The sequence below is a fragment of the Streptomyces sp. NPDC006384 genome, assembly GCF_042870695.1.
In the GTDB taxonomy this organism is placed as follows: domain Bacteria; phylum Actinomycetota; class Actinomycetes; order Streptomycetales; family Streptomycetaceae; genus Streptomyces.
Window position 1 is genome coordinate 115,411 of record NZ_JBIAHR010000015.1, and the last position, 19,946, is coordinate 135,356.

The 19,946-nt window shown below is 73.7% G+C and carries 22 protein-coding genes, 2 tRNA genes and 1 pseudogene; 8 read left to right on the forward strand and 17 right to left on the reverse strand.

The features are described 5' to 3' along the window. Nucleotide 1: 1 nt before the first annotated feature. Nucleotides 2–556, reverse strand: a complete 555-nt coding sequence (locus ACFYOJ_RS21595) for a quercetin 2,3-dioxygenase (protein ID WP_356554672.1) — start codon at nt 554–556, stop codon at nt 2–4. Nucleotides 557–714: 158 nt separating this feature from the next. Here ACFYOJ_RS21595 and ACFYOJ_RS21600 point away from each other — a divergent pair, with 158 nt between their 5' ends. Beyond that, nucleotides 715–1,173, forward strand: coding sequence for a MarR family transcriptional regulator (locus ACFYOJ_RS21600; protein ID WP_356554670.1), 459 nt, complete (start codon nt 715–717; stop codon nt 1,171–1,173). Nucleotides 1,174–1,342: 169 nt separating this feature from the next. Here ACFYOJ_RS21600 and ACFYOJ_RS21605 read toward each other — a convergent pair. Further along, a tRNA-Pro gene (locus ACFYOJ_RS21605) sits at nt 1,343–1,416 on the reverse strand. Between the two features lie 99 nt (nt 1,417–1,515). On the opposite strand from ACFYOJ_RS21605, the gene ACFYOJ_RS21610 reads away from it, so the two are divergent. Then, nucleotides 1,516–2,043, forward strand: a complete 528-nt coding sequence (locus ACFYOJ_RS21610; protein WP_356554669.1) for a DUF309 domain-containing protein — start codon at nt 1,516–1,518, stop codon at nt 2,041–2,043. 52 nt (nt 2,044–2,095) lie between these two features. Further along, nucleotides 2,096–2,869 (forward strand): precorrin-6A synthase (deacetylating), encoded by a 774-nt coding sequence (gene cobF, locus ACFYOJ_RS21615; protein WP_356554667.1) that lies wholly within the window; start codon nt 2,096–2,098, stop codon nt 2,867–2,869. Between the two features lie 145 nt (nt 2,870–3,014). Here the strand turns inward: cobF and ACFYOJ_RS21620 are convergent, their stop codons facing one another. The 4 genes from ACFYOJ_RS21620 to ACFYOJ_RS21635 form a co-directional block, all read right to left on the reverse strand. Beyond that, nucleotides 3,015–3,773 (reverse strand): cobalt-precorrin-6A reductase, encoded by a 759-nt coding sequence (locus tag ACFYOJ_RS21620; protein ID WP_356554665.1) that lies wholly within the window; start codon nt 3,771–3,773, stop codon nt 3,015–3,017. Nucleotides 3,774–3,793: 20 nt separating this feature from the next. Next, on the reverse strand, nt 3,794–4,567 hold the full coding sequence (locus ACFYOJ_RS21625) for a sulfite exporter TauE/SafE family protein (protein ID WP_356554663.1): 774 nt from the start codon (nt 4,565–4,567) through the stop codon (nt 3,794–3,796). Nucleotides 4,568–4,661: 94 nt separating this feature from the next. Next, on the reverse strand, nt 4,662–6,173 hold the full coding sequence (locus ACFYOJ_RS21630; RefSeq protein ID WP_356554662.1) for a long-chain fatty acid--CoA ligase: 1,512 nt from the start codon (nt 6,171–6,173) through the stop codon (nt 4,662–4,664). 75 nt (nt 6,174–6,248) lie between these two features. Then, the gene (locus ACFYOJ_RS21635; protein WP_356554660.1) at nt 6,249–7,436 is read right to left on the reverse strand and encodes a thiolase family protein; all 1,188 of its coding nucleotides are present in this window, start codon (nt 7,434–7,436) and stop codon (nt 6,249–6,251) included. A gap of 128 nt (nt 7,437–7,564) precedes the next feature. Here ACFYOJ_RS21635 and ACFYOJ_RS21640 point away from each other — a divergent pair, with 128 nt between their 5' ends. The 4 genes from ACFYOJ_RS21640 (at nt 7,565) to ACFYOJ_RS21655 (ending at nt 9,783) form a co-directional block, all read left to right on the forward strand. Then, entirely contained in the window at nt 7,565–8,374 is an 810-nt protein-coding gene (locus tag ACFYOJ_RS21640; protein WP_356554658.1) for a lysophospholipase, read from the forward strand. 214 nt (nt 8,375–8,588) lie between these two features. Next, nucleotides 8,589–8,921 carry a DUF3140 domain-containing protein gene (locus ACFYOJ_RS21645; RefSeq protein ID WP_356554657.1) on the forward strand — a complete coding sequence of 111 codons (333 nt, stop codon included), beginning with the start codon at nt 8,589–8,591 and terminating at the stop codon, nt 8,919–8,921. A gap of 181 nt (nt 8,922–9,102) precedes the next feature. After that, the gene (locus ACFYOJ_RS21650) at nt 9,103–9,231 is read left to right on the forward strand and encodes a hypothetical protein (protein ID WP_356554655.1); all 129 of its coding nucleotides are present in this window, start codon (nt 9,103–9,105) and stop codon (nt 9,229–9,231) included. 24 nt (nt 9,232–9,255) lie between these two features. Further along, nucleotides 9,256–9,783: an NUDIX hydrolase family protein gene (locus tag ACFYOJ_RS21655; RefSeq protein ID WP_356554653.1), complete on the forward strand. Its 528-nt coding sequence runs from the start codon at nt 9,256–9,258 to the stop codon at nt 9,781–9,783. A gap of 13 nt (nt 9,784–9,796) precedes the next feature. Here ACFYOJ_RS21655 and ACFYOJ_RS21660 read toward each other — a convergent pair. The 11 genes and pseudogenes from ACFYOJ_RS21660 to ACFYOJ_RS21710 all read right to left on the reverse strand — a co-directional run. Beyond that, nucleotides 9,797–9,961, reverse strand: a pseudogene (locus tag ACFYOJ_RS21660) (Na+/H+ antiporter subunit G); the annotation flags it as partial. A gap of 162 nt (nt 9,962–10,123) precedes the next feature. Further along, nucleotides 10,124–10,197: transfer RNA gene (locus tag ACFYOJ_RS21665), tRNA-Pro, on the reverse strand. A 126-nt stretch (nt 10,198–10,323) separates the two neighbouring features. After that, nucleotides 10,324–10,704 carry an MmcQ/YjbR family DNA-binding protein gene (locus ACFYOJ_RS21670; protein WP_356554652.1) on the reverse strand — a complete coding sequence of 127 codons (381 nt, stop codon included), beginning with the start codon at nt 10,702–10,704 and terminating at the stop codon, nt 10,324–10,326. A gap of 30 nt (nt 10,705–10,734) precedes the next feature. Then, nucleotides 10,735–11,268 carry a GNAT family N-acetyltransferase gene (locus ACFYOJ_RS21675; RefSeq protein WP_356554756.1) on the reverse strand — a complete coding sequence of 178 codons (534 nt, stop codon included), beginning with the start codon at nt 11,266–11,268 and terminating at the stop codon, nt 10,735–10,737. A 115-nt stretch (nt 11,269–11,383) separates the two neighbouring features. Beyond that, a complete protein-coding gene (locus ACFYOJ_RS21680; protein WP_356554650.1) occupies nt 11,384–12,286 on the reverse strand; it encodes a LysR family transcriptional regulator in 903 nt (300 codons plus the stop codon). A 42-nt stretch (nt 12,287–12,328) separates the two neighbouring features. Then, nucleotides 12,329–13,522 carry a glycine C-acetyltransferase gene (locus tag ACFYOJ_RS21685; protein ID WP_356554649.1) on the reverse strand — a complete coding sequence of 398 codons (1,194 nt, stop codon included), beginning with the start codon at nt 13,520–13,522 and terminating at the stop codon, nt 12,329–12,331. A gap of 52 nt (nt 13,523–13,574) precedes the next feature. After that, nucleotides 13,575–14,603, reverse strand: a complete 1,029-nt coding sequence (tdh, locus tag ACFYOJ_RS21690) for an L-threonine 3-dehydrogenase (protein ID WP_356554647.1) — start codon at nt 14,601–14,603, stop codon at nt 13,575–13,577. Nucleotides 14,604–14,796: 193 nt separating this feature from the next. Next, complete coding sequence (locus ACFYOJ_RS21695) at nt 14,797–15,468, reverse strand: ATP/GTP-binding protein (RefSeq protein WP_356554646.1); 672 nt, start codon at nt 15,466–15,468, stop codon at nt 14,797–14,799. Next, nucleotides 15,446–15,826, reverse strand: coding sequence for a DUF742 domain-containing protein (locus ACFYOJ_RS21700; RefSeq protein ID WP_356554645.1), 381 nt, complete (start codon nt 15,824–15,826; stop codon nt 15,446–15,448). Before ACFYOJ_RS21700 ends, ACFYOJ_RS21695 begins: the two co-directional genes overlap by 23 nt. Next, complete coding sequence (locus tag ACFYOJ_RS21705; protein WP_356554643.1) at nt 15,823–16,257, reverse strand: roadblock/LC7 domain-containing protein; 435 nt, start codon at nt 16,255–16,257, stop codon at nt 15,823–15,825. The genes ACFYOJ_RS21700 and ACFYOJ_RS21705 overlap by 4 nt, the downstream gene beginning before the upstream one ends. Before the next feature lie 53 nt (nt 16,258–16,310). Then, a complete protein-coding gene (locus ACFYOJ_RS21710; protein ID WP_356554641.1) occupies nt 16,311–18,326 on the reverse strand; it encodes an ATP-binding protein in 2,016 nt (671 codons plus the stop codon). A 520-nt stretch (nt 18,327–18,846) separates the two neighbouring features. Between ACFYOJ_RS21710 and ACFYOJ_RS21715 the strand changes: the two genes are divergently transcribed. After that, on the forward strand, nt 18,847–19,944 hold the full coding sequence (locus ACFYOJ_RS21715) for a VWA domain-containing protein (RefSeq protein ID WP_356554639.1): 1,098 nt from the start codon (nt 18,847–18,849) through the stop codon (nt 19,942–19,944). Nucleotides 19,945–19,946 lie beyond the last annotated feature (2 nt).

The window sequence follows — 19,946 nt, forward strand, 5'->3', positions numbered from 1 at the left end:
CTCAGCCTTCCGTGCGCCACTTGTGGTCGGGCAGGAAGGTCACGTCGTACTGCTGCGGCACGGTGCCGAACTTGTGCGGCTCGGGCACGTACGGGCGCTGCGGCAGGCCGAGTTCCTCGGTGGGGGTGCCGAGGGTCTCGAAGAACCGCTCGAAGGTGCCGCCGGGGCCCGCGGCGACGCCGACGATCTGGCTGTGGTGGCGCTCGATGCGGTAGGCGTGCGGGCAGTTCTTCGGTACGAAGCCGAAGTCGCCGACGGTGAGCAGCTTCTCGTGCTGCTCGCCCTCGAGGTCCTCGACGAAGAGGCGGACGGCGCCCTGGGTGACGAAGAAGACCTCGTAGGTGTCGGGGTGGGAGTGAGCGGGGATGGTGTCGCCCTTGGGTCCGTCGCAGGTGAAGAAGTTGAAGGTGTTCTCGGTCTGCGGTCCGCCCGCGTAGATCGTGAAGAGGTCGCCGAAGAGGTGGGCGCGGTCGCCCATGCCCTTCTCGATGAAGTACGGCTTGCCCGGGTCGGCGGGGATGAGGGAGTGGGTGCGCCTGGCGAATTCGATGGTCATGGATACCTCCGGCCGCGTTGATTGTCAGGTCACCTGACGTTCGACATATGTCAGGCTACCTGACGATGGGGGCGGGCGACACCCCCCGCGCGACACCGGGAAGCACCGTCCTGCCGCCCGCCCGTATGCTCAGGTCTCCTGACGAGCCCCGAGGAACCATGACGCAAGCGAAGGAATCCGCACCGAACATGCCCCTGCTGCTGGCGGGGGCGAAACGCTGGTTCGACGACGCGCTGATGGCCAGCATGCGGGCGGCCGGCGAGCAGCCGCTGAGCAGCGCCCAGGGCCAGATCCTGGCCCTCCTGGAGGCGGAGGCCACGACGGTCGCCGAACTCGCCCGGCGCCTCGGCGTGACCCGGCAGACCACCCACCAGGCCGTGCACGGTCTGCTCGCCCTCGGCCTGCTGGAACAGATCCCCGACCCGTCCTCGGCCCGCAACCGCCTGATCCGCGTCACCGCGGAGGGCGCCCGCGTCCACCGCCGCGCCCAGGCCACCCTCGCCGTCATCGAGGGCGTCCTGGCCGACCGCATCGGCGCCGCGCAGGCCGCGGCCCTGCGCACCGCCCTGACCCTGCCGCGCGGCGAACCGCCGGTCGTGGAGGCCCCCGCCCCGTGAACAGGCGGCGGCGCAAGAAACTGTCCGGCCGTCTCGTCACCGCCGTCCCGGTCGGTGACGCCGCCCGGGTGCGCGCGCTGCGCCGAGAGGGGACCGCAGAGCGGGGAAAACACCGGAGGCCGTCTCGGAATGTCTTCCGAAACGGCCTCCGGCCTGCGACTCTCTCGAGTCGGGACGACAGGATTTGAACCTGCGACCCCTTGACCCCCAGTCAAGTGCGCTACCAAGCTGCGCCACGTCCCGATGTGCTCCCGCGCGGCGAACCGCGCGATCACGCGGACAGCACTCTACCGCACACACCGGGCCACGCCTAAGCGGGCACGGACGGGGGACAATCGGCCCATGGACAGCCCTGCCGACAGCACAGCCTCCGGCCGCCCCGCGGCCGCCCGCGACCGCGACGACGAGGGGCGGGCCCGCAGCGCCCGGCCGCGGGACGGACTCGGCCGCCCGCTGCCGTACGGCGCGCAGGGTGTCCCCCGCCAGCCGGAGGGCGTCGTACGGGCGCCCGAGGAGACGGTCGCCGAGGCGCAGCGGCTGCTGGACGAGGGCAAGCCCTTCCACGCGCACGAGGTCTTCGAGGACGCCTGGAAGTCGGGGCTGGAGCGGGAGCGGGAGCTGTGGCGGGGTCTGGCCCAGCTGGCCGTCGGGCTCACCCACGCGGCGCGCGGGAACGTCACCGGCGGGGCCAGGCTGCTGCGGCGCGGCGCCGGGGCCGTGACCGGGTGGGCGGCGTCGCCGGACGGGTGCGGGCGACCCCACGGGCTGGACCTGGGCAGGATCGCCGGGTGGGCCCGCGACCTGGCACGGGACGTCGAGGCGGGCACCCCCGTGGACGCGGGGGCGCGGGCACCGCGTCTGACGGGCTGAGGGGGCGAGGCCCGGCCCCGGCGCCGTCAGGGGCGTACGGCAGACTCGGGGCGTGCGGACAATTCATGTGATCGGAATCGGCGCGGGCGACCCCGACCAGCTGACCCTGCAGGCGGTCAGGGCGCTGCGGAGCACGGACGTGTTCTTCGTCCTGGACAAGGGCGAGGCCAAGGCGGACCTGGTGCGGCTGCGCCGGGAGATGCTGGAGACGCACGTCCCGGAGGGCACGTACCGGATCGTCGAGGCGCGCGACCCCGAGCGGGACCGGAGCGCGGGCGGCGCCGCGTACTCCCCCGCCGTCGGGGACTGGCGCAGCGCCCGCGCCGGGATCTACGAGCGGCTGATCGCCGAGGAGCTGGGCGAGGACGAGAGCGGCGCCTTCCTGGTCTGGGGCGACCCGGCGCTGTACGACAGCACGCTGGGCATCCTGGAGGAGATCCTGGAGCGCGGCACGGTGACGTTCGCGTACGACGTCGTGCCCGGCATCAGCAGCGTCTCCTCGCTGGTGGCCCGGCACCGGACCGGGCTGAACCGGGTGGCGCGTCCGGTGCAGATCACCACCGGGCGCAGGCTCGCCGAGGGCCTGCCCGAGGGGGTGGACGACGTGGTGGTGATGCTCGACGCCCACCAGGCCTTCCGGCGGTACACGGACCAGGACATCGACATCTACTGGGGCGCCTACCTGGGCACCCCGGACGAGATCCTCGTCTCCGGCCCGATCGCCGAGGCCGCGCCCCGCATCGAGCGGCTGCGCGCCGAGGCCCGCGAACGCAAGGGCTGGATCATGGACACGTACCTGCTGCGGCGCAACCCGGGGGACAGGTAGGGTCTGTCCGCCGGGCGGCGCCCGGCCTCCCTCCGGGTTTCCGCGTCGGCCTCCCTCCGGGCACGGCACCGGCCGTCCGCCGGGCACCCGCGGTCGCGCCGCCGTCCGCGTACGCGCGGTGCCGGAGCCCCGCGTGCCGGGCACCTCACGCCCCGGTGAGACCCAGCCACCGCAGGACGCCGGGCACGTCGGGCACGACGTCCGCCCCCGGCGGCAGCGGGGGCCGGCGGACGACCACCACCGGCAGGGCGAGGTCCCGGGCCGCCGTGAGCTTGGCGGCGGTGGCCTCTCCCCCGCTGTCCTTGGTCACCACCACGTCGATGCGGTGCTCCCGCAGCAGGGCTCTCTCGCCGGCCGGCGTGAACGGGCCGCGGGCCAGGAGCACCCGGGTGCCGGGCGGCAGGGGCGGCTCGGGCGGCTCCACCGAGCGGGCGACGAAGTGCAGGCCGGTCAGATGGGCGAAGGCGGCGAGGCCCAGGCGGCCGGTGGTCAGCAGGACGCGGCGGCCGAGATCCGGCAGCAGCCCGGCCGCCTCGGCGAGGGACCCGGCCGGGTGCCAGCGGTCGCCGGGGCCGGGCCGCCAGCCCGGCCGGCGCAGCACCACCAGGGGCGTGCCGGTGGCCGCCGCGGCCTGTGCCGCGTTCGCCGTGATCCTCTCGGCGAAGGGGTGGGTCGCGTCGACGACGGCGTCCGGCCGCCGCTCGCGCAGCCACCCGGCGAGCCCCTCGGGTCCGCCGAAGCCGCCGACGCGCACCTCGCCGTCGACCGTGCCCGGCCGGGTCACCCGCCCCGCCAGCGAGGTCGTCACCCGCACCCCGGGCCGGTCCGCGAGGACGGCGGCGAGGCGGCGGGCCTCGGTGGTGCCGCCGAGGATCAGCACGTGCGGGGAGGGCCGGGACGACATGACGCCGAGACTACGGCCCGTCAGCGCAGCAGCAGCTGGAGGCCCCCCACCACCGTGGCCGCGATGACCAGTCGTTCGAAGAGCCGCTGGTCGATCTTCTCCACGGCCCACTTGCCGATCACCGCTCCGGGCACCACGAACGCCACCAGCACGGCGTCCAGGAGCAGCGAGTGGCGGTCGATCAGTCCGAGGCCGGCGCTGAAGGGCAGCTTGGAGACGTTGACGATCAGGAAGAAGAAGGCGGACGTGCCCAGGAAGCCGAGCTTGCGGAAGCCGGCGGAGAGCAGGTACAGCGACATCACCGGGCCGCCCGCGTTGGCGACCATGGTGGTGAAGCCGCCGAGGACCCCGTACGAGCGGGCCTTGGCGCGGCCGGCCCGTGAGGTGACCTCCTCCGGCGGGCCGGGCGCCTCGGTCCGGCGTCTGCGCCACACCGTCACCCCGGCCATGAACAGCAGGATCACGCCGATCGACGTCCGTACGGCCGCGTCGTCCGCCCACACCAGGAAGACGGTGCCGACGGCCACTCCGGCCCCGACCGCCGGGAACAGCCGCCACAGGGTGGGCCAGTGCGCGTGCCGCCGGTAGGTGAGGACGGCCAGGAGGTCACCGGCGATCAGCACCGGCAGCAGGACGCCGGTGGAGGCGCGGGCCGGCAGCTCCGCCGCGAAGATCGCGAGGCTGACCGTGTTGGCCCCGCTCACGGCCGTCTTGGAGAAGCCGACGAGGAGGGCGGCGAAGGCCAGGGCGGCGAATTCCCAGCCGGTGAGGTGCCACTGCGTGATGATGTCCATTGCGGGCACCGATGCTAGGCGCACCTCACCCTCGCCACGGGGGGCGTCTCGCCGGATGAGCACCGGCCCGCGGATCCGCGGGCCGGGCGGACGCCTACCGGCCGCCGTAGCGCGCCCGCAGCTCCCGCTTCAGCACCTTCATGCTCGGCCCCAGCGGCAGCTCGTCGGTGAACTCGACGCGGCGCGGGTACTTGTACTTGCCGAGGTGTTGCCGGGACCACTCGACGACCTCGCCGGCCTCCGGTGCCGCGCCCGGCGCGGGGACGACCACGGCGCAGACCTCCTCGCCGTGCAGCTCGTCCGGCAGGCCGATGACGGCGACCTGGGCGATGCCGGGGTGGCGCATCAGCACCTCCTCGACCTCGCGCGGATAGACGTTGTAGCCGCCGCGGATGACGACGTCCTTCTTCCGGTCGACGATCCGCAGGAAGCCCTCGTCGTCCTTGGTGCCGAGGTCCCCGGTGCGGAACCAGCCGTCGACGAGCGCCTCGGCGGTGGCCTCGGGGCGGCCGAGGTAGCCGGAGAAGACGTTGTGGCCGCGTACGACTACCTCGCCCAGCTCGCCGGGCGGCAGCAGTTCGACGCGGTCCTCGGTCTCCGCGCGGGCGATCTCCACGTCCACGCCCCACAGGGGGTGGCCGATGGTGCCGGGCTTCGCGCCGAACACGGGCTGGTTGACGGCGGCCGCCGGGGAGGTCTCGGACAGTCCGTATCCCTCGTAGATCTTCGCGCCGAAGGCCGTCTCGAACCGTTCCAGCACGGCGACGGGCAGCGAGGCGCCGCCGGAGACGCACACGCGCAGCTCGGGCAGGGCGCCGGCGTCGGCCGCCGCGGCGGCGAGGGCGACGAACATGGTGGGCACCCCGTGGAAGGTGTTGACCTTCTCCTTCACCATCAGCTCGATCGCGCGGGCCGCGTCGAAGCGGGGCAGCAGGACGAGGGTCGCCCCGGCGCGCCAGGTGGAGTTGAGGGAGACGGTCTGGCCGAAGGCGTGGAACAGCGGCAGCGCGCCGAGCGCGATGTCGTCGGAGCGGATGTCGTTGGCGTCGAAGGCGTTGACGGTCGCGTTCATCACCAGGTTGAAGTGGCTGAGCACGGCGCCCTTGGGGACGCCGGTGGTGCCGCTGGTGTAGAAGACGACGGCCGGGTCGTCGGCGTCGCGGGTGACGTACGAGGGCAGGGGTTCGGCGTCCGCGGCGAGCTTGCCGAGTTCGTCGCCCAGGAGGACCGCCCGTACGCCGGCGGCGCGTGCGGCGGGCTCCGCGGTCCGCGCCTGCGCCGGGTGGACGAGCAGCAGGGTGGCGCCGCTGTCGGTGAGGACGTGCTCGACCTCCTCCGGGGACAGCAGCAGGTGCACGGGGACGACGACGGCGCCGGCCGCGGCGACGGCGTAGTACGCCTGCGGGAAGTCGGCGGTGTTCGGTGCCATCAGGGCGACCCGGTCCCCCGGCCGGATCCCCAGGCCCACCAGGGCCCCCGCCTGGGCGCGGGCCCGCCGCCACACCTCGGCGAAGGTCAGCCGCAGGTCGCCCTCGACCAGCGCCTCCTTGTCGGGGCGGCGCCGGGCGTTCTCGGCGAGGATGGCGGCGACGGAGAGGGTTGCCATGGGTGTTGCTCCGTTTCCTTGCTGCGGCTCTGCAGAGGGATGGGTGGCGCGGGGGAACCGGGGTGCCGGACGCCCCTAGTGCCGTTCGACGAGCACCGCGCTGCCCTGCCCCACGCCGACGCACATGGTGGCGAGTCCGCGGGCGGCGCCGGTGCGGCGCATGCGGTGGAGCAGGGTGGTGAGGATGCGGGCGCCGGAGCAGCCGAGCGGGTGGCCCAGCGCGATGGCGCCGCCGGTGGGGTTGACCAGGCCGGGATCGATGCCGAGCCGGTCGACGCAGGCGAGGGCCTGGGCGGCGAACGCCTCGTTGAACTCGGCCTCCGCGATGTCGTCGACGCTCCAGCCGGCGCGGGCGAGGACCTTGCGGGTGGCGGGGACCGGGCCGATGCCCATGACGTCCGGGTGGACGCCGGCCGAGGCGCCGGCCACGTAGCGGCCCAGCGACTCCAGGCCCAGGTCGTTCAGGGCCTCCTCGCTGACCAGCAGGAGGCCGGCGGCGCCGTCGTTCATCGGGGAGGCGTTGCCCGCGGTGACCGTGCCGCCGGCGCGGAAGACGGGCTTCAGGCGGCCGAGCTTCTCCAGGGAGGTGTCCTCGCGGACGCACTCGTCGGTGTCGACGACCACGCCGTCGGGGCGCTCGACGGGGAGGAGTTCGTCGTCGAAGCGGCCGTTCTTGCGGGCCTCGGCGGCGAGCCGGTGGCTGCGCAGGGCGAACTCGTCCTGGCGTTCGCGCGTGACGCCGTACCGCTCGGCGACCTCCTCGGCCGTCTCGCCCATGGCCAGCAGGCCGTGCAGCTCCTTCATCGCGGGGTTGACCAGGCGCCAGCCGAGCCGGGTGTCGGCGGTCTCGATGCGGTGCGGCAGGGCCTCGTCGGGGCGGGGCAGCACGAAGGGGGCGCGGCTCATCGACTCCGAGCCGCCGGCCAGCACGACGTCGGCCTCGCCCGCGGCGATGGTGCGGGCGGCGGTGGTCACGGCCTCCAGGCCGGAGGCGCACAGCCGGTTCACCGTGGCGCCGGGCACGGTCTCGGGCAGGCCGGCGAGCAGGGCGGCCATGCGGGCGACGTTGCGGTTGTCCTCGCCGGCCTGGTTGGCGGCGCCCCAGTAGACGTCGTCGATGCGGGCCGGGTCGAGGGCGGGCACGTCGGCGACCAGGCCGCGGATCACGGCGGCGGCGAGGTCGTCGGGCCGCACGGTGGACAGGGCGCCGCGGAGCTTGCCGATCGGCGTGCGGCGGGCGGCCGCGAAGTGGACGGGACGCACGGGGTACTCCTGACCGTCGTCGCTCGGACAGACACCTTAATTAGCACTGCTAGTTTTGGACTATAGACCGCCGGGCGGCTCCCTGGGAAGATCCCCCGACGACCTTCACCGACGCAGCCGGAGGCGACATGACCGAGGCACGCGAGCACGTCCTGACCGGAACCCGGGGCCGCCTGGCCGCCCGCACCTGGCCCGCCGCCCGGCCGGCGTACACGGCACTGCTGGTGCACGGCTACGGCGAGCACATCGGGCGCTACGAGGAGGTGGCCGGCGTCCTGACCCGGCACGGGGCGGCCGTGTTCGGCGTCGACCACGCCGGGCACGGCCGGTCGGACGGCGAGCGGGTGCTGATCGAGGACTTCGAGGACGTCGTCACCGATGTGCACACCCTCGCCGAGTGGGCCCGGGACGCCCACCCGGACCTGCCGGTGGTCATGGTCGGGCACTCGATGGGCGGCCTGATCGCCTCCCGCTACGCCCAGCGCCACCCCGGCGAGCTGACCGCGCTGGTGCTGTCCGGGCCCGTCATCGGCGACTGGGAGCTGCCGCGCACGCTGCTCGCCCTGGAGGAGATCCCGGACACCCCGGTCAGCCCGGCCGCGCTGTCCCGGGACCCGGCGGTCGGCGCGGCCTACGCGGCGGACCCGCTGGTGTGGCACGGCCCGATGAAGCGGCCGACGGCCGAGGCGTTCGTACGGACCCTTCGGACCGTGGCCGAGGGCGGCGACGTCGGCGGACTCCCGTTGCTGTGGGTGCACGGCGACGACGACCGGCTGGTCCCCCTGCCGGGCAGCCGCCCCGGCGTCGAGCGGCTCGGCGGGAAATCGCTCACCGAGCGGATCTACCCGGGCGCCCGGCACGAGCTCTTCAACGAGACGAACCGCGCGGAGGTGTTCGCGGACGTCACCCGCTTCCTGGACGGCGTGCTGTCCCGCTGAACCAGCGCCTCCACCGGCGCCCCCGCGGGCGCGTTTGTCACCGCTCCCCACGGGCACCCGCGCCCGCAGGGAGCGGTCGCGCCACGCAGCCCGCGTGGAGGACCCGGGGCAGATCCCGGGCGGGCGGGGAGGCGCCGGCGAGGAGGAGCGCGGCACCCCCGCTCCGTACGACCGCGAAGCAAGCACATCCGCACGACGAAAAGTGGGGCACCTCATGGCCGACGCCCTCGAACTCGACGCGCTGTGGGAGGACTTCCACCGCGTGGTGAACATGACCTCCGCGGAGCTCGCGGACTGGCTCCGGGTCCGCGACTCGGGCGAGCTGACGGAACCGCTGCCCGACGACGCGGGCTCACCGCTCGGACAGCACGTCCTCGCGATCCTGCAGAAGCGGCGCACCGACCTGACCGAGGACGACCTGCGGGCGATGCGCAAGGTCGTGGACCTCGTGACGTCGCAGACCGATCTGGAGAACGAGCCCCAGGCCGAGGACACCCGGCTCCGGCACCGGCTGATGACGGTCGGCCACGACCCGCTGAAGCCGTGACCGCGGGCGGCGGGCCGTGACCGACGGCGGGCCGTCCGCGTGCTCGTCGCCCGTCCCGCCCCGGCCGATGCCCCTGTGCCGTACCCGCACCTCGCGCACTTCCCGCGAAACCCGGACAGCGTGATCACCGGTCGGCACAATGGAGCGCGGCGGACGGCGCGCACGCGAAGGAGCCGGGAGCGTGTTCCGAGGTCAGGTGGGCATCGGCGGACCGGTCCTGCGGCTGCCCCGCGGCCTCGCCGGCCGACGGCCGGGCGGCATGGCACAGGTCGCGGTCGCGGAGCGCCGACCGGGGAGCGGGAACGGCTGAAAGTATGATCAAACAATGTCTGACATGACCGAGACCACACCGGGCTGGCTGACGACCGACGAACTCGAGATGACTCGCGCGCGCATGCCGATCCTGTACGTCGAGGCCGTGCCCGTGCGCGTCGATGACAGCGGCGAGGTGACCAGCGTCGGCCTGCTCCTGCGCATCGGCCCCGACGGAACGGTCAGCCGGACGCTGGTCTCCGGCCGGGTGCTGCACCACGAGCGGGTCCGGGACGCGCTGCTGCGTCACCTGGAGAAGGACCTCGGACCGGTGGCGCTGCCCCGGGTGCCGTCCTCGCTCCAGCCGTTCACGGTGGCCGAGTACTTCCCCACCCACGGGGTCACCCCGTACCACGACCCCCGGCAGCACGCCGTCTCCCTCGCCTACGTCGTGCCCGTGACCGGTGACTGCCGGCCCCGGCAGGACGCGCTGGACCTGGTCTGGTTCGACCCGCGGGAGGCCCTGTCCGAGGCGGTGCAGAGCGAGATGCCGGGCGGGCACGGGGTGCTGCTGAAGCAGGCGCTGGCGCACGTGGGCTGCGTGATCTGAAACCTCCGGCGCGCTACTCCCCTTGCCGTTCCCCGTCGCTCAACTGCTGGTCCAGATCGTCCCGGAGCAGCCCCCGGGACCCGGTCTGCCCGGTGCGGTAGGCGGAGCGAGCCACCGGGTGGGAGCCGGCCGGACCGGTGAGGAACGGGGAGAAGGCGCTGAGCGCGAGGGTGCCCAGGGTCGGCGGTGTTCCCGTCCCGGAGGGGCTGGAACGCGGTCTCCCCGGCGTCCGCGACGCCACCGGACCGGCCCCCGGCCGGTCCGCCCCGGGTGGGCGCACGCGTCGAGGGGCGGTTCCGGATCTCTCCGGAACCGCCCCTCGATCGGCGACCGTCTCCAGTCGGGACGACAGGATTTGAACCTGCGACCCCTTGACCCCCAGTCAAGTGCGCTACCAAGCTGCGCCACGTCCCGATACCCGCTGACCTGGGGTTTCCCCCGGCCGAACGCGCAGGAAAACCATACCGCACTCGAGCCGGTGGTCGCGCACCGCTTTTCGCCGGCGGCCGGGCCGGACGGCCGGGGCCCGCTGTGCGGCGGTCAGCGGGCGGCGGGCGGCGGCTCAGCCCCGGCCGGGAGTCCCAGCAGGGGGTGCGCCTCCAGCAGGCGGGTGGGGGCGGCCTGGCGCCAGGAGTCGGCGAGGATGTCGCGCAGCTCGTCCTCGCCGTCGAGCGCGGCGAGGCGCACCCGCACCCACGCGGACTGCGCCTCGTGGCCGGCGACCCAGAACTTGTCCGGCTCGGCCAGCACCAGTTCGGCGCGCTCCACCTTGGGGCAGCGCACCGCCATCGAGGTCTCGTCCTCGGGCAGCGTGGCGAACATCTTGCCCGCGACCCGGAAGGTGGGCATGCTCCAGGCGATCTTCTCCGTGGTGTCCGGCAGGGACAGGGCGATACGGCGTACGTCTTCTGCGTCCGGCATGTCAGGCACCGTAGCCGCCGCCACTGACAGTCATCCGGCGAGGGCAGGGGCACCGATCCGCTTGTAGTACAGCGTCGTCGGCCGCAGCACCCCGCCCGGGTCGGCGGCGTAGTCGGGGATCGTCCCGGCCGGGGTCCATCCGGCGGAGCGGTAGAGGTGTTCGGCGGCGCTGCCGGTCTCGGTGTCCAGGTGGAGGAGGGTGAGGCCGTCCGCCGCGGCCGCCTCCTCGGCGGTGGCCAGGAGCCTGCGGCCCAGGCCCCGGCCGCGGGCCCGGCGGGACACCATGAGCTTGACCAGTTCGGCGCGGTGCCGGCCGTTGGGTCTGCCGGGCAGGGCGAGGCTCACGGTCCCGGCCACCCGCTCCCCCTCGTACGCCACCCACACGGCGAGCCGCCCGGCGGCCACGGCCGCGGCGCACCCCCGCCACCAGGCGACGGCCTCCTCGTGGCCGAGCGGGGCGAGGAAGCCGACGGAGGCGCCGTCGGCGACGGTGTCGGCCAGCAGGCCGGCCAGCCCGTCCAGCCGTGCCGCAAGGCCGTGCTCGTCGACGCGGTGCACCCTCACGGCAGCACCACCCGCCGGCACGCCGCGGACGTCCGCGCGATCGCCGTCGTCCCTCATGTCCGGTCCCATGTCCGGGAAACTAACCCGGGCATGAGACGAGCGTGTTACCGAAGGCTCACGCCCGGGCCGCCGCGTCCAGCGCGTCCAGGACCGGGCGGATCAGCGGGTGTCCCTCGGCGCCCCGGCGCACGGCGGCGAAGACGCGGCGGGTGGGGGCCACCCCGTCGACCGGGCGGACCACCACGCCCGTGAGGTCGGTGCCGAGCAGCGCCGAGCGCGGGACGAGTGCCACGCCGGCGTCGGCCGCGGCGAGGGAGACCACGGCGCGGAAGTCGTCCGAGGAGTGTTCGAGCCGGGGCTGGAAGCCGGCGTTCTCGCAGGCCAGGACGACCACGTCGTGGCAGGGGTTGCCGGGGTAGGGGCCGATCCACGGGTCCTTGGCCAGCTCCGCGAGCGGCACCTCCGCGGCGTCGGCGAGCCGGTGGGTGACCGGCACGACGGCGTCGAACGGCTCCGCGTACAGCGGGACGTGGGTCAGGCGCGGGTCGTCGGCGGAGGGCGCCCCGCGGTACTCCACGGCGACGGCCACGTCGACCTGGCGGTCCAGGACCATCGGCAGGCTGGCGTCGCCCTCGGCGTCCTGGACGCGCAGGCGGATGCCGGGCGCCGACCGGGCGAGGCGGGCCAGCGCGGGCGCGACGACGAGGGTGATGCCGGTCGCGAAGGAGGCGACCGTGACCGTGCCGGCCTCGCCCGAGCTGTACGCGGCCAGCTCGGCCTCGGCCCGCTCCAGCTGGGCGAGGACGGCGTTGGTGTGGCTGAGCAGGATCTCGCCGGCCGGGGTGAGCCGTACGCCCCTGGCGCCGCGCTCGACCAGGCGGTGGCCGGTCTCCTGCTCCAGGGCGGTCAGCTGCTGGGAGACCGCCGAGGGGGTGAGGTACAGCGCGGCGGCCGCCGCCGTCACGGTGCGGTGGTCCGCCACCGCCCGGAGGATGTGCAGCCGCCGCGCTTCGATCACGGCACCGATTCTCTCAGGCCGGACGGGTGCCGCGGACCCGCGTCAGGCGTCCAGCTCGGCGCGGGCCGCCACGAAGGCGTCCACCGCGCGGTGCACGTCCTCGGTGGAGTGGGCGGCGGACAGCTGCACGCGGATGCGGGCCTGACCCTGCGGGACGACGGGGTAGGAGAAGCCGATCACGTACACCCCGCGCTCCAGCAGCAGCTCGGCCATGCGGCCCGCCCGGGCGGCGTCGCCGATCATCACGGGTGCGATGGCGTGGTCGCCGGGGAGGATGTCGAAGCCCTCCTCGGTCATCCGGCGGCGGAACAGGGCCGTGTTCTCGGCGAGGCGGACGCGCAGGTCGTCGGCGGACTCCAGCAGGTCGAGCACCTTGAGGGAGGCGGCGGCGATCACCGGGGCGAGGGTGTTGGAGAAGAGGTAGGGCCGTGAGCGCTGGCGCAGCAGGGCGACGATCTCGGCGCGGGCGGCGACGTAGCCGCCGGAGGCGCCGCCGAGCGCCTTGCCGAGGGTGCCGGTGATGATGTCGACGCGGTCCATGACGCCGTGCAGTTCGGGGGTGCCGCGTCCGCCGGGGCCGACGAAGCCGACGGCGTGCGAGTCGTCGACCATCACCATGGCGTCGTAACGGTCGGCGAGGTCGCAGATCTCGGCGAGGGGGGCTACGTAGCCGTCCATGGAGAAGACGCCGTCGGTGACGATCAGCCTGCGGCGGGCGTCGCCGGCGGCCTTGAGCTGGGTCTCCAGGTCGGCCAGGTCGCGGTTGGCGTAGCGCAGGCGCCGGGCCTTGGACAGGCGGATGCCGTCGATGATGGAGGCGTGGTTGAGGGCGTCGGAGATCACCGCGTCCTCGGGGCCGAGGAGGGTCTCGAAGACGCCGCCGTTGGCGTCGAAGCAGGAGGAGTAGAGGATCGTGTCCTCCTGGCCGAGGAAGGCGGAGAGGCGGGCCTCCAGTTCCTTGTGGACCTCCTGGGTGCCGCAGATGAAGCGGACGGAGGCCATGCCGTAGCCCCAGCGGTCCAGCGCCTCGTGGGCGGCGGCGACGACCTCGGGGTGGTCGGCGAGGCCGAGGTAGTTGTTGGCGCAGAAGTTGAGGACCTCGCCGGGACGGCCGCCAGCGGTGACGTTCACGGTCGCGGACTGCGGGGTGCCGATGACGCGTTCGGGCTTGTGCAGGCCGGCGGCGCGGATCTCGTCGAGGGTAGCGCGCAGGTCGTCGCGCACGGAGTCGAACATCGTGGAAGCTCCTTGGGAGACAGAGGACTTACGCGGTGACTGACGCGGTGGCTCACGCGGTCCAGTCGAGGATGACCTTGCCGCCCTTGCCGCTCGCGGCGTCGGTGAAGGCGGCCTCGAAGTCGCGGTGGGAGTAGCGGCCGGTGATCACGGGGGCGAGGTCGAGACCGCCTTCCAGCAGCACCGACATGGCGTACCAGGTCTCGAACATCTCGCGGCCGTAGATGCCCTTGATCGTGATCATCGAGGTGACGATCCGGGCCCAGTCGACCGGGAACTCCTCGGCGGGCAGGCCGAGCATGGCGATCCGGCCGCCGTGCGTCATGTTGGCGATCATGTCGCGCATCGCCTCGGGACGGCCGGACATCTCCAGGCCGATGTCGAAGCCCTCGCGCAGGCCCAGTTCGCGCTGGCCGTCGGCGACGGTCGCCTCGGCCACGTTCAGGGCGAGGCTCGCGCCGACCTTGCGGGCCAGCTCCAGGCGTTCCTCGCTCACGTCGGTGACCACGACGTTGCGGGCGCCCGCGTGCCGGGCCACGGCGGCGGCCATCAGGCCGATCGGTCCGGCGCCGGTGACGAGGACGTCCTCGCCGACCAGCGGGAAGGACAGGGCGGTGTGCACGGCGTTGCCGAACGGGTCGAAGATCGCGGCGACGTCGAGGTCGACGGGGACGCGGTGCACCCAGACGTTGGACGCGGGCAGGGCGACGTACTCGGCGAACGCCCCGTCCCGGCCGACGCCGAGGCCGACGGTGGCGCGGCACAGGTGGCGCCGGCCGGCCAGGCAGTTGCGGCACTTGCCGCAGACGAGGTGGCCCTCGCCGCTGACCCGGTCACCGGCCTTGACGTCGGTGACGTCCCGTCCGGTCCCGACGACCTCGCCGACGAACTCGTGACCGACGACGAGCGGGGTGCGGACGGCCTGCTGCGCCCAGCCGTCCCAGGCCCGGATGTGCAGGTCGGTGCCGCAGATGCCGGTGCGCAGCACCTTGATCAGTACGTCACCGGGTCCGACGGTGGGCTCGGGCACGTCCGCGAGCCACAGCCCGGGCTCCGCCTTCTCCTTGACCAGCGCCTTCAACGCTACGGCTCCTGACGGGGTGAGTTCCCGGCTCCGGGCATGCCGGGGCAGCCCGCGTCCGGGAGAGGGAGGGGAATCGCACAGCAATCTGCCGTACGGCACCGCCCCGGGTCCATCGAGCCTTTCTTAAGCCCGGCCGCAGCTTTCCTTCACGCCTCGCACCGGACCACCCTGTGCGGGCAGAAGCCGTGGCTCATGGGCGGGCTCCGGCGCCGGACTCCGTCGTGGAGGCCGGGGTGTGGTCGAGGAGATGGCGTACGAGGGTGAGCAGGGTCTGCACGCCGGAGCTGGAGATCCGGGCGTCGCAGCGGACGACGGGGATGTCGGGGTGGAGGTCCATGGCCGCCCGCACCTCCTCGGGGTCGTAGCGGTGGGCGCCGTCGAACTCGTTGATCGCGACGATGAAGCCGAGGCCGCGTTCCTCGAAGAAGTCGACGGCGGCGAAGGACTCCTCCAGGCGGCGGGTGTCGGCGATGACCACCGCCCCGAGCGCGCCCGCGCACAGCTCGTCCCACATGAACCAGAACCGTTCCTGGCCGGGGGTCCCGAACAGGTACAGCACGTGCTGCGGGTCGAGGGTGATGCGGCCGAAGTCCATGGCCACGGTCGTCTCGAGTTTGTTCTCGATGCCGTCGAGGCTGTCGGTGGCGGCGCTGACGGTGGTGAGCAGTTCCTCCGTGCTGAGCGGGGCGATCTCGCTGACGGCGCCGACGAAGGTCGTCTTGCCGACGCCGAAGCCGCCCGCCACGAGGATCTTCAGCGCGGTGGGGAACAGGTCGGTGCCGTTCTCGTCGTGGCGGTGGTGGTTGTGGCCGTAGCCGTGGTTGTGGCCGTGGCCGCGGTCAGAGCTGTCGTCGTAGTCCATCGAGCACTGCCTCCAGAAGGGCCCGGTCCGTGGGGTCGTGGTGGAACTCGGCGGGGGGTTCGGTGGTCAGCGCGCCGCAGTCGACGAGGTCCGACAGCAGCACCTTGGTGACCGCGACCGGCAGTCCCAGGCGGGCCGCGAGCTCGGCGACCGGGAGGGGCGCCCGGCACAGGGCGAGCGCCTGCGCGTGCTCGGGGGCGAGATGGCCGAGAGGGGTCACCCCGGTGGCCATCACCTGGGACATCAGGTCGAGCGCGACGGTCGGCCGGGTGCGGCCGTTGCTGACGGTGAAAGGGCGCACCAGCCGTCCGGCGGCCTCGTCGAGCCAGGGGCCGTCGCCGGCCACGGTCCCCCTCAACGCCTCATCGTCGGGGGTTCGACGGCGTGCTGCCGGGGCGCGGTGACCAGATAGGGGCGGACGCTCTTGACCAGCATCGCCATCTCGTAGCCGAGCACGGCGGCGTCGGCCTCGCGGCCGGCCAGTACCGCGAGGCAGGTGCCCGAGCCCGCGGTGGTGACGAAGAGCAGGGTCGAGTCGAGTTCGACGACGACCTGCCGTACGTCACCACCGTCGCCGAAGCGGACGCCGGCGCTGCGGCCGAGGGAGTACAGGCCGGAGGCCAGGGCCGCCATGTGGTCGGCGCTGTCCGGGTCGAGGCCGTGGACGGACTTCACCAGTCCGTCCGCGGACAGGAGCACCGCGCTGGTCGTGTGCGGTACGCGCTGCACGAGACCGCTCATCAGCCAGTCGAGGTCGGACACGTGGCCGGTCGGCGCGTCGCTCGCCATGGTGGATCGACTCCTTGGGGGTGGGTGTGGGGGCGGGGTGGGCAGGGGGCGTGTCAGGGACCGGTCAGGGGCCGGTCGCCCTGCGGTGCGCCTCCGCCGCGCGGGGCCGTGCGGCGGGGAAGGGGCGCGGGCAGGGGGTGCGCTTCGGCGGAGACGTCGCGGAGGGGATCCGTGCGCGCCGGGTCCGGCGGCTGGGGCGCGGGGTGGAGCGGTTCCCCGTACGCCGGTTCGTCCGCGGTCCGCTCCAGCTGCTGCTGGGCCTCGGCGAGGCCGACGCCGCGCCGGAAGGCCGCCATCAGGCCGGGGTCGTGGACGACGAGCCGGTCCGGGTCGGCCTCCTGGCGCGGCGCGGGACCGCCGCGCAGCTGGGGGACGATGTGCTCCTGGGCGCGGCGGCGGGGCAGCCGGGGCTTGCCCGTGGTGCCGCGTACGGCGCCGTGCCGGGGGACGGGCGGGGCGTCCGCGTGCTCGGCGAGGGCCGCCCGGTCGGCGGGCCGGACGCCGGGAGTCGCGGCGGCCGGGTTGGGCCGGTCCGCACGGGAACTCCGCACGGGCAGCGGCACGGGCCCCGCGCCCTCCGCCCCGGCGGGCGTCTGCGGGCCGGGGGCCGGCACCCAGAGGCCGGGCGCCCCGGCGTCGGGGTCCGGCGGCCCGGGGACAGGAGTGGGTGCGACGGTGAGGGGGAACCCCGGAGCGCCGGGAGTTCCCGGGGTCTCCGGAGCCGACGGCTCCCGCCGGGGCGGCACACCCGACGGCTCCCGCCGGGAGGGCACGGGCGTGGCTTCCCGTACGGGCGGCACAGGCGCCGGTACGGCCCCGGTGTTCTGAGGTGCCCGGTCCCCGGACACCTCGGGGAGAGCCGGCGCGGTCCCCAACAGGTCCCGCGGAAGGACGAGTACGGCCTGGACACCGCCGTAGATGTTGCTCTGCAGACGGACGGTGATGCCGTGCCGCTTGGCGAGCTGGGAGACGACGTACAGCCCGATGCGGCCGTCCGCCAGCAGGCGGGCGACGTTGACCTGGTCGGGGTCGGCGAGCAGGGCGTTCATCCGGTCCTGCTCGGCGACGGGCATGCCGAGCCCGCGGTCCTCGACCTCCACGGCGAGGCCCGCGGTGACCGGTCCGGCCCGCATCAGCACATCGGTCTGCGGGGCGGAGAACACGGTGGCGTTCTCGACGAGTTCGGCCAGCAGGTGGATGACGTCGGCGACGGCGTGACCGCGCAGGGTGGCCTCGACCGGGGGGACCAGCCGGACCCGCGAGTACTGCTCGACCTCGGCGACGGCCGAGCGGAGCACCTCGGTCATGTCGACGGGGTCGCTCCACTGCCGGCGGGAGACGGCGCCGCCGAGCACGGCGAGGTTCTCGGCGTGGCGGCGGATGCGGGTGGCGAGGTGGTCGATGTGGAAGAGGCCCTTGAGGAGATCGGGGTCCTCGATCTCCCTCTCCAGCTCGTCGAGGATGGAGATCTCCCGGTGCACCAGGGACTGCAGGCGCCGGGCGAGGTTGACGAAGACCTCCAGTTTCTGTTCGCTGCCCGCCCGGCCGGAGAGCTGAGCGGCCCGGACGACGGCGGTGACGGCGCCGTCGTGGGCGCGGGACAGGTCGGCGGCGAGCAGGTCGAACTCGTCGGCGTCGTCCGGTGGCGGGCCGTGCGGCGTGCGCCGGGCCGGGGTCTCACCGCGGCGCAACGCCTCGAGCACGGCGCGCAGTTCCTTCTCGCCCCGCGTGGTGCTGCGGCGCAGGGTTGCGACGCGGTCGTGCACGGACCGGGCGGCGCGGCCGGCGGCGACGGCGGCGATGACGACGGCCGCCAGGGCCACCGAGGCCGCTCCGGCGAGCACGCCCCACAGGGCGGGGCCGGGCCGGGCGCCGGTGGAGCGGACGGTGAACAGCACGACCGCGCAGGCGCCGAGGGCGACCGCCACGGGCGGCAGCACGGCCAGACGCAGGAGCTGGGGCCGTATGTGCGTCTCGGGCAGGGCGGGGGCGGTCCGTGAGGCCGGCCGGCCGTGCCGCCCGCCCTCGCGGCGGTCTGCTCGCGCGGCCGGGGCGCGGAGGTGAGACATCAAGGTCCTCGCACTGTCCGTTGGTCCGTCGGGCCCGGGTGCTCACGCGTGGCGGCGGACGCCACGCGGGCACGCGACGCCAGGCGGGCAGGCGTCATCGCGGTACCGGCCGGGCGGACCGGCGGATCCGGCCCTGCGTCACCCGACGGACACCGACGGTAGTCGCCTGCGCCTCACGTGCGGTGGGCAGTTGACGAACTCTCCCGGCCAACATCCCGCTCTGGTATGAGGCTTCGTACGACAGACCGATAAGCCGGTGAAGCATTCGCTCCGGAAGAGCGGTGGACCGGTCGGAGACGGTCAGAATCCCTCACCGCCGGCGTCCAGCCCCGTCGGCGTCCTGCCGGAAGGCGGTCGCGGCCGTCCGGCCGGGGCGTTGTCAGTGCCTCCCCCTACAGTGAAGCCATCATCCGAACGGACCGGAGCCCGTGCAGGGCTGCGCGAGCGCGGAAAGCCGCGCCTGCGCAGGGCATCGCCAAGGTCCTCTCGGGGGGAATCGACGGGGAAGGGGATTGACGCGATGAGCGCAACCGTGAAGGACCGGCTCAAGAAGCACTTCGTGAACCATGTCGCTCTCGTCATCGACAAGTCCGGTTCGATGAGGGGGCATTCCGAACAGCTCATCCGTGTGGTGGACGAGTTCGTGAAGGGGCTGAAGGAGGAGTCCGACAGGCTCGGCCACGAGACCCGGATCAGCCTCTACGCCTTCGACCACCTGGTCGAGAACCTGGTGTGGGACATGGACGTGAAGCACCTGCCGTCGATGCGGGGCCTGTACACCGTGGAGAACGGCGCGACCGCGCTGATCCAGGCCTCGGTGAAGGCGCTCGACGATCTCGGCCACATATGGGAGGAGTACGGCGAGCACAGCTTCCTCCAGGTCGTCGTCACCGACGGCGAGGAGAACGCCTCCGGCGCGGACGAGACGGGCTCGCGCCACGACCACCTTCCCGACGGCCGCGCCGTCCTGGACGCGTGGCGGAGCAGGATCGCGGACAAGCTGAACAACCTGCCGGACCACTGGACGTCGGCCATCATGGTGCCCAACTCCCTGGCCAAGCGCACCGCCCAGCAGTACGGCTTCCCGACGGGCAACATCTCGATCTGGGACGCCGACTCGGCCCAGGGCGTCGAAGAGGCGATCGGCACGGTCAAGTCGGCCGCCACGAGGTTCCTGCGCGACCGCGAGCAGGGCGTGCGCGGGACCAGGAACCTCTTCGCGATGGGCCAGGACCTCAGCACGGCCGACGTGAAGTCCAGCCTCCAGGCCCTCGACGCCGGCAAGTACGTGCTGATCCCCGTGGACCAGCAGACGGCGATCCGTGATTTCGTCACCAGCGCCGGGCACCCGTACACGACCGGCTGCGCCTTCTACGAGCTCTCCAAGCGCGAGAAGATCCAGGCCAGGAAGAAGATCGCCGTGGCGGAGAAGGACCCCGCCACCGGCCGGCTGACCGGGAAGGTCTTCACCGGCCCCGCCGCCCGTCAGCTCCTGGGCCTGCCGGCGACGGAGGTCACGGTGGCCCCCGGGAGCAACGCGGCCTACACCGTGTTCGTCCAGTCGACCTCGGTCAACCGGAAACTGATCCCCGGGACCAAGCTGCTCGTCCTGCTGTAGCC

Coding starts and splice junctions, on each gene's coding strand:
- ACFYOJ_RS21595 (WP_356554672.1), bottom strand. CDS start 556: ATGACCATCGAATTCGCCAGGCGCACCCACTCCCTCATCCCCGCCGAC.
- ACFYOJ_RS21600 (WP_356554670.1), top strand. CDS start 715: ATGACGCAAGCGAAGGAATCCGCACCGAACATGCCCCTGCTGCTGGCG.
- ACFYOJ_RS21610 (WP_356554669.1), top strand. CDS start 1,516: ATGGACAGCCCTGCCGACAGCACAGCCTCCGGCCGCCCCGCGGCCGCC.
- ACFYOJ_RS21620 (WP_356554665.1), bottom strand. CDS start 3,773: ATGTCGTCCCGGCCCTCCCCGCACGTGCTGATCCTCGGCGGCACCACC.
- ACFYOJ_RS21625 (WP_356554663.1), bottom strand. CDS start 4,567: ATGGACATCATCACGCAGTGGCACCTCACCGGCTGGGAATTCGCCGCC.
- ACFYOJ_RS21630 (WP_356554662.1), bottom strand. CDS start 6,173: ATGGCAACCCTCTCCGTCGCCGCCATCCTCGCCGAGAACGCCCGGCGC.
- ACFYOJ_RS21640 (WP_356554658.1), top strand. CDS start 7,565: ATGACCGAGGCACGCGAGCACGTCCTGACCGGAACCCGGGGCCGCCTG.
- ACFYOJ_RS21645 (WP_356554657.1), top strand. CDS start 8,589: ATGGCCGACGCCCTCGAACTCGACGCGCTGTGGGAGGACTTCCACCGC.
- ACFYOJ_RS21655 (WP_356554653.1), top strand. CDS start 9,256: ATGACCGAGACCACACCGGGCTGGCTGACGACCGACGAACTCGAGATG.
- ACFYOJ_RS21670 (WP_356554652.1), bottom strand. CDS start 10,704: ATGCCGGACGCAGAAGACGTACGCCGTATCGCCCTGTCCCTGCCGGAC.
- ACFYOJ_RS21685 (WP_356554649.1), bottom strand. CDS start 13,522: ATGTTCGACTCCGTGCGCGACGACCTGCGCGCTACCCTCGACGAGATC.
- ACFYOJ_RS21695 (WP_356554646.1), bottom strand. CDS start 15,468: ATGGACTACGACGACAGCTCTGACCGCGGCCACGGCCACAACCACGGC.
- ACFYOJ_RS21705 (WP_356554643.1), bottom strand. CDS start 16,257: ATGGCGAGCGACGCGCCGACCGGCCACGTGTCCGACCTCGACTGGCTG.
- ACFYOJ_RS21710 (WP_356554641.1), bottom strand. CDS start 18,326: ATGTCTCACCTCCGCGCCCCGGCCGCGCGAGCAGACCGCCGCGAGGGC.
- ACFYOJ_RS21715 (WP_356554639.1), top strand. CDS start 18,847: ATGAGCGCAACCGTGAAGGACCGGCTCAAGAAGCACTTCGTGAACCAT.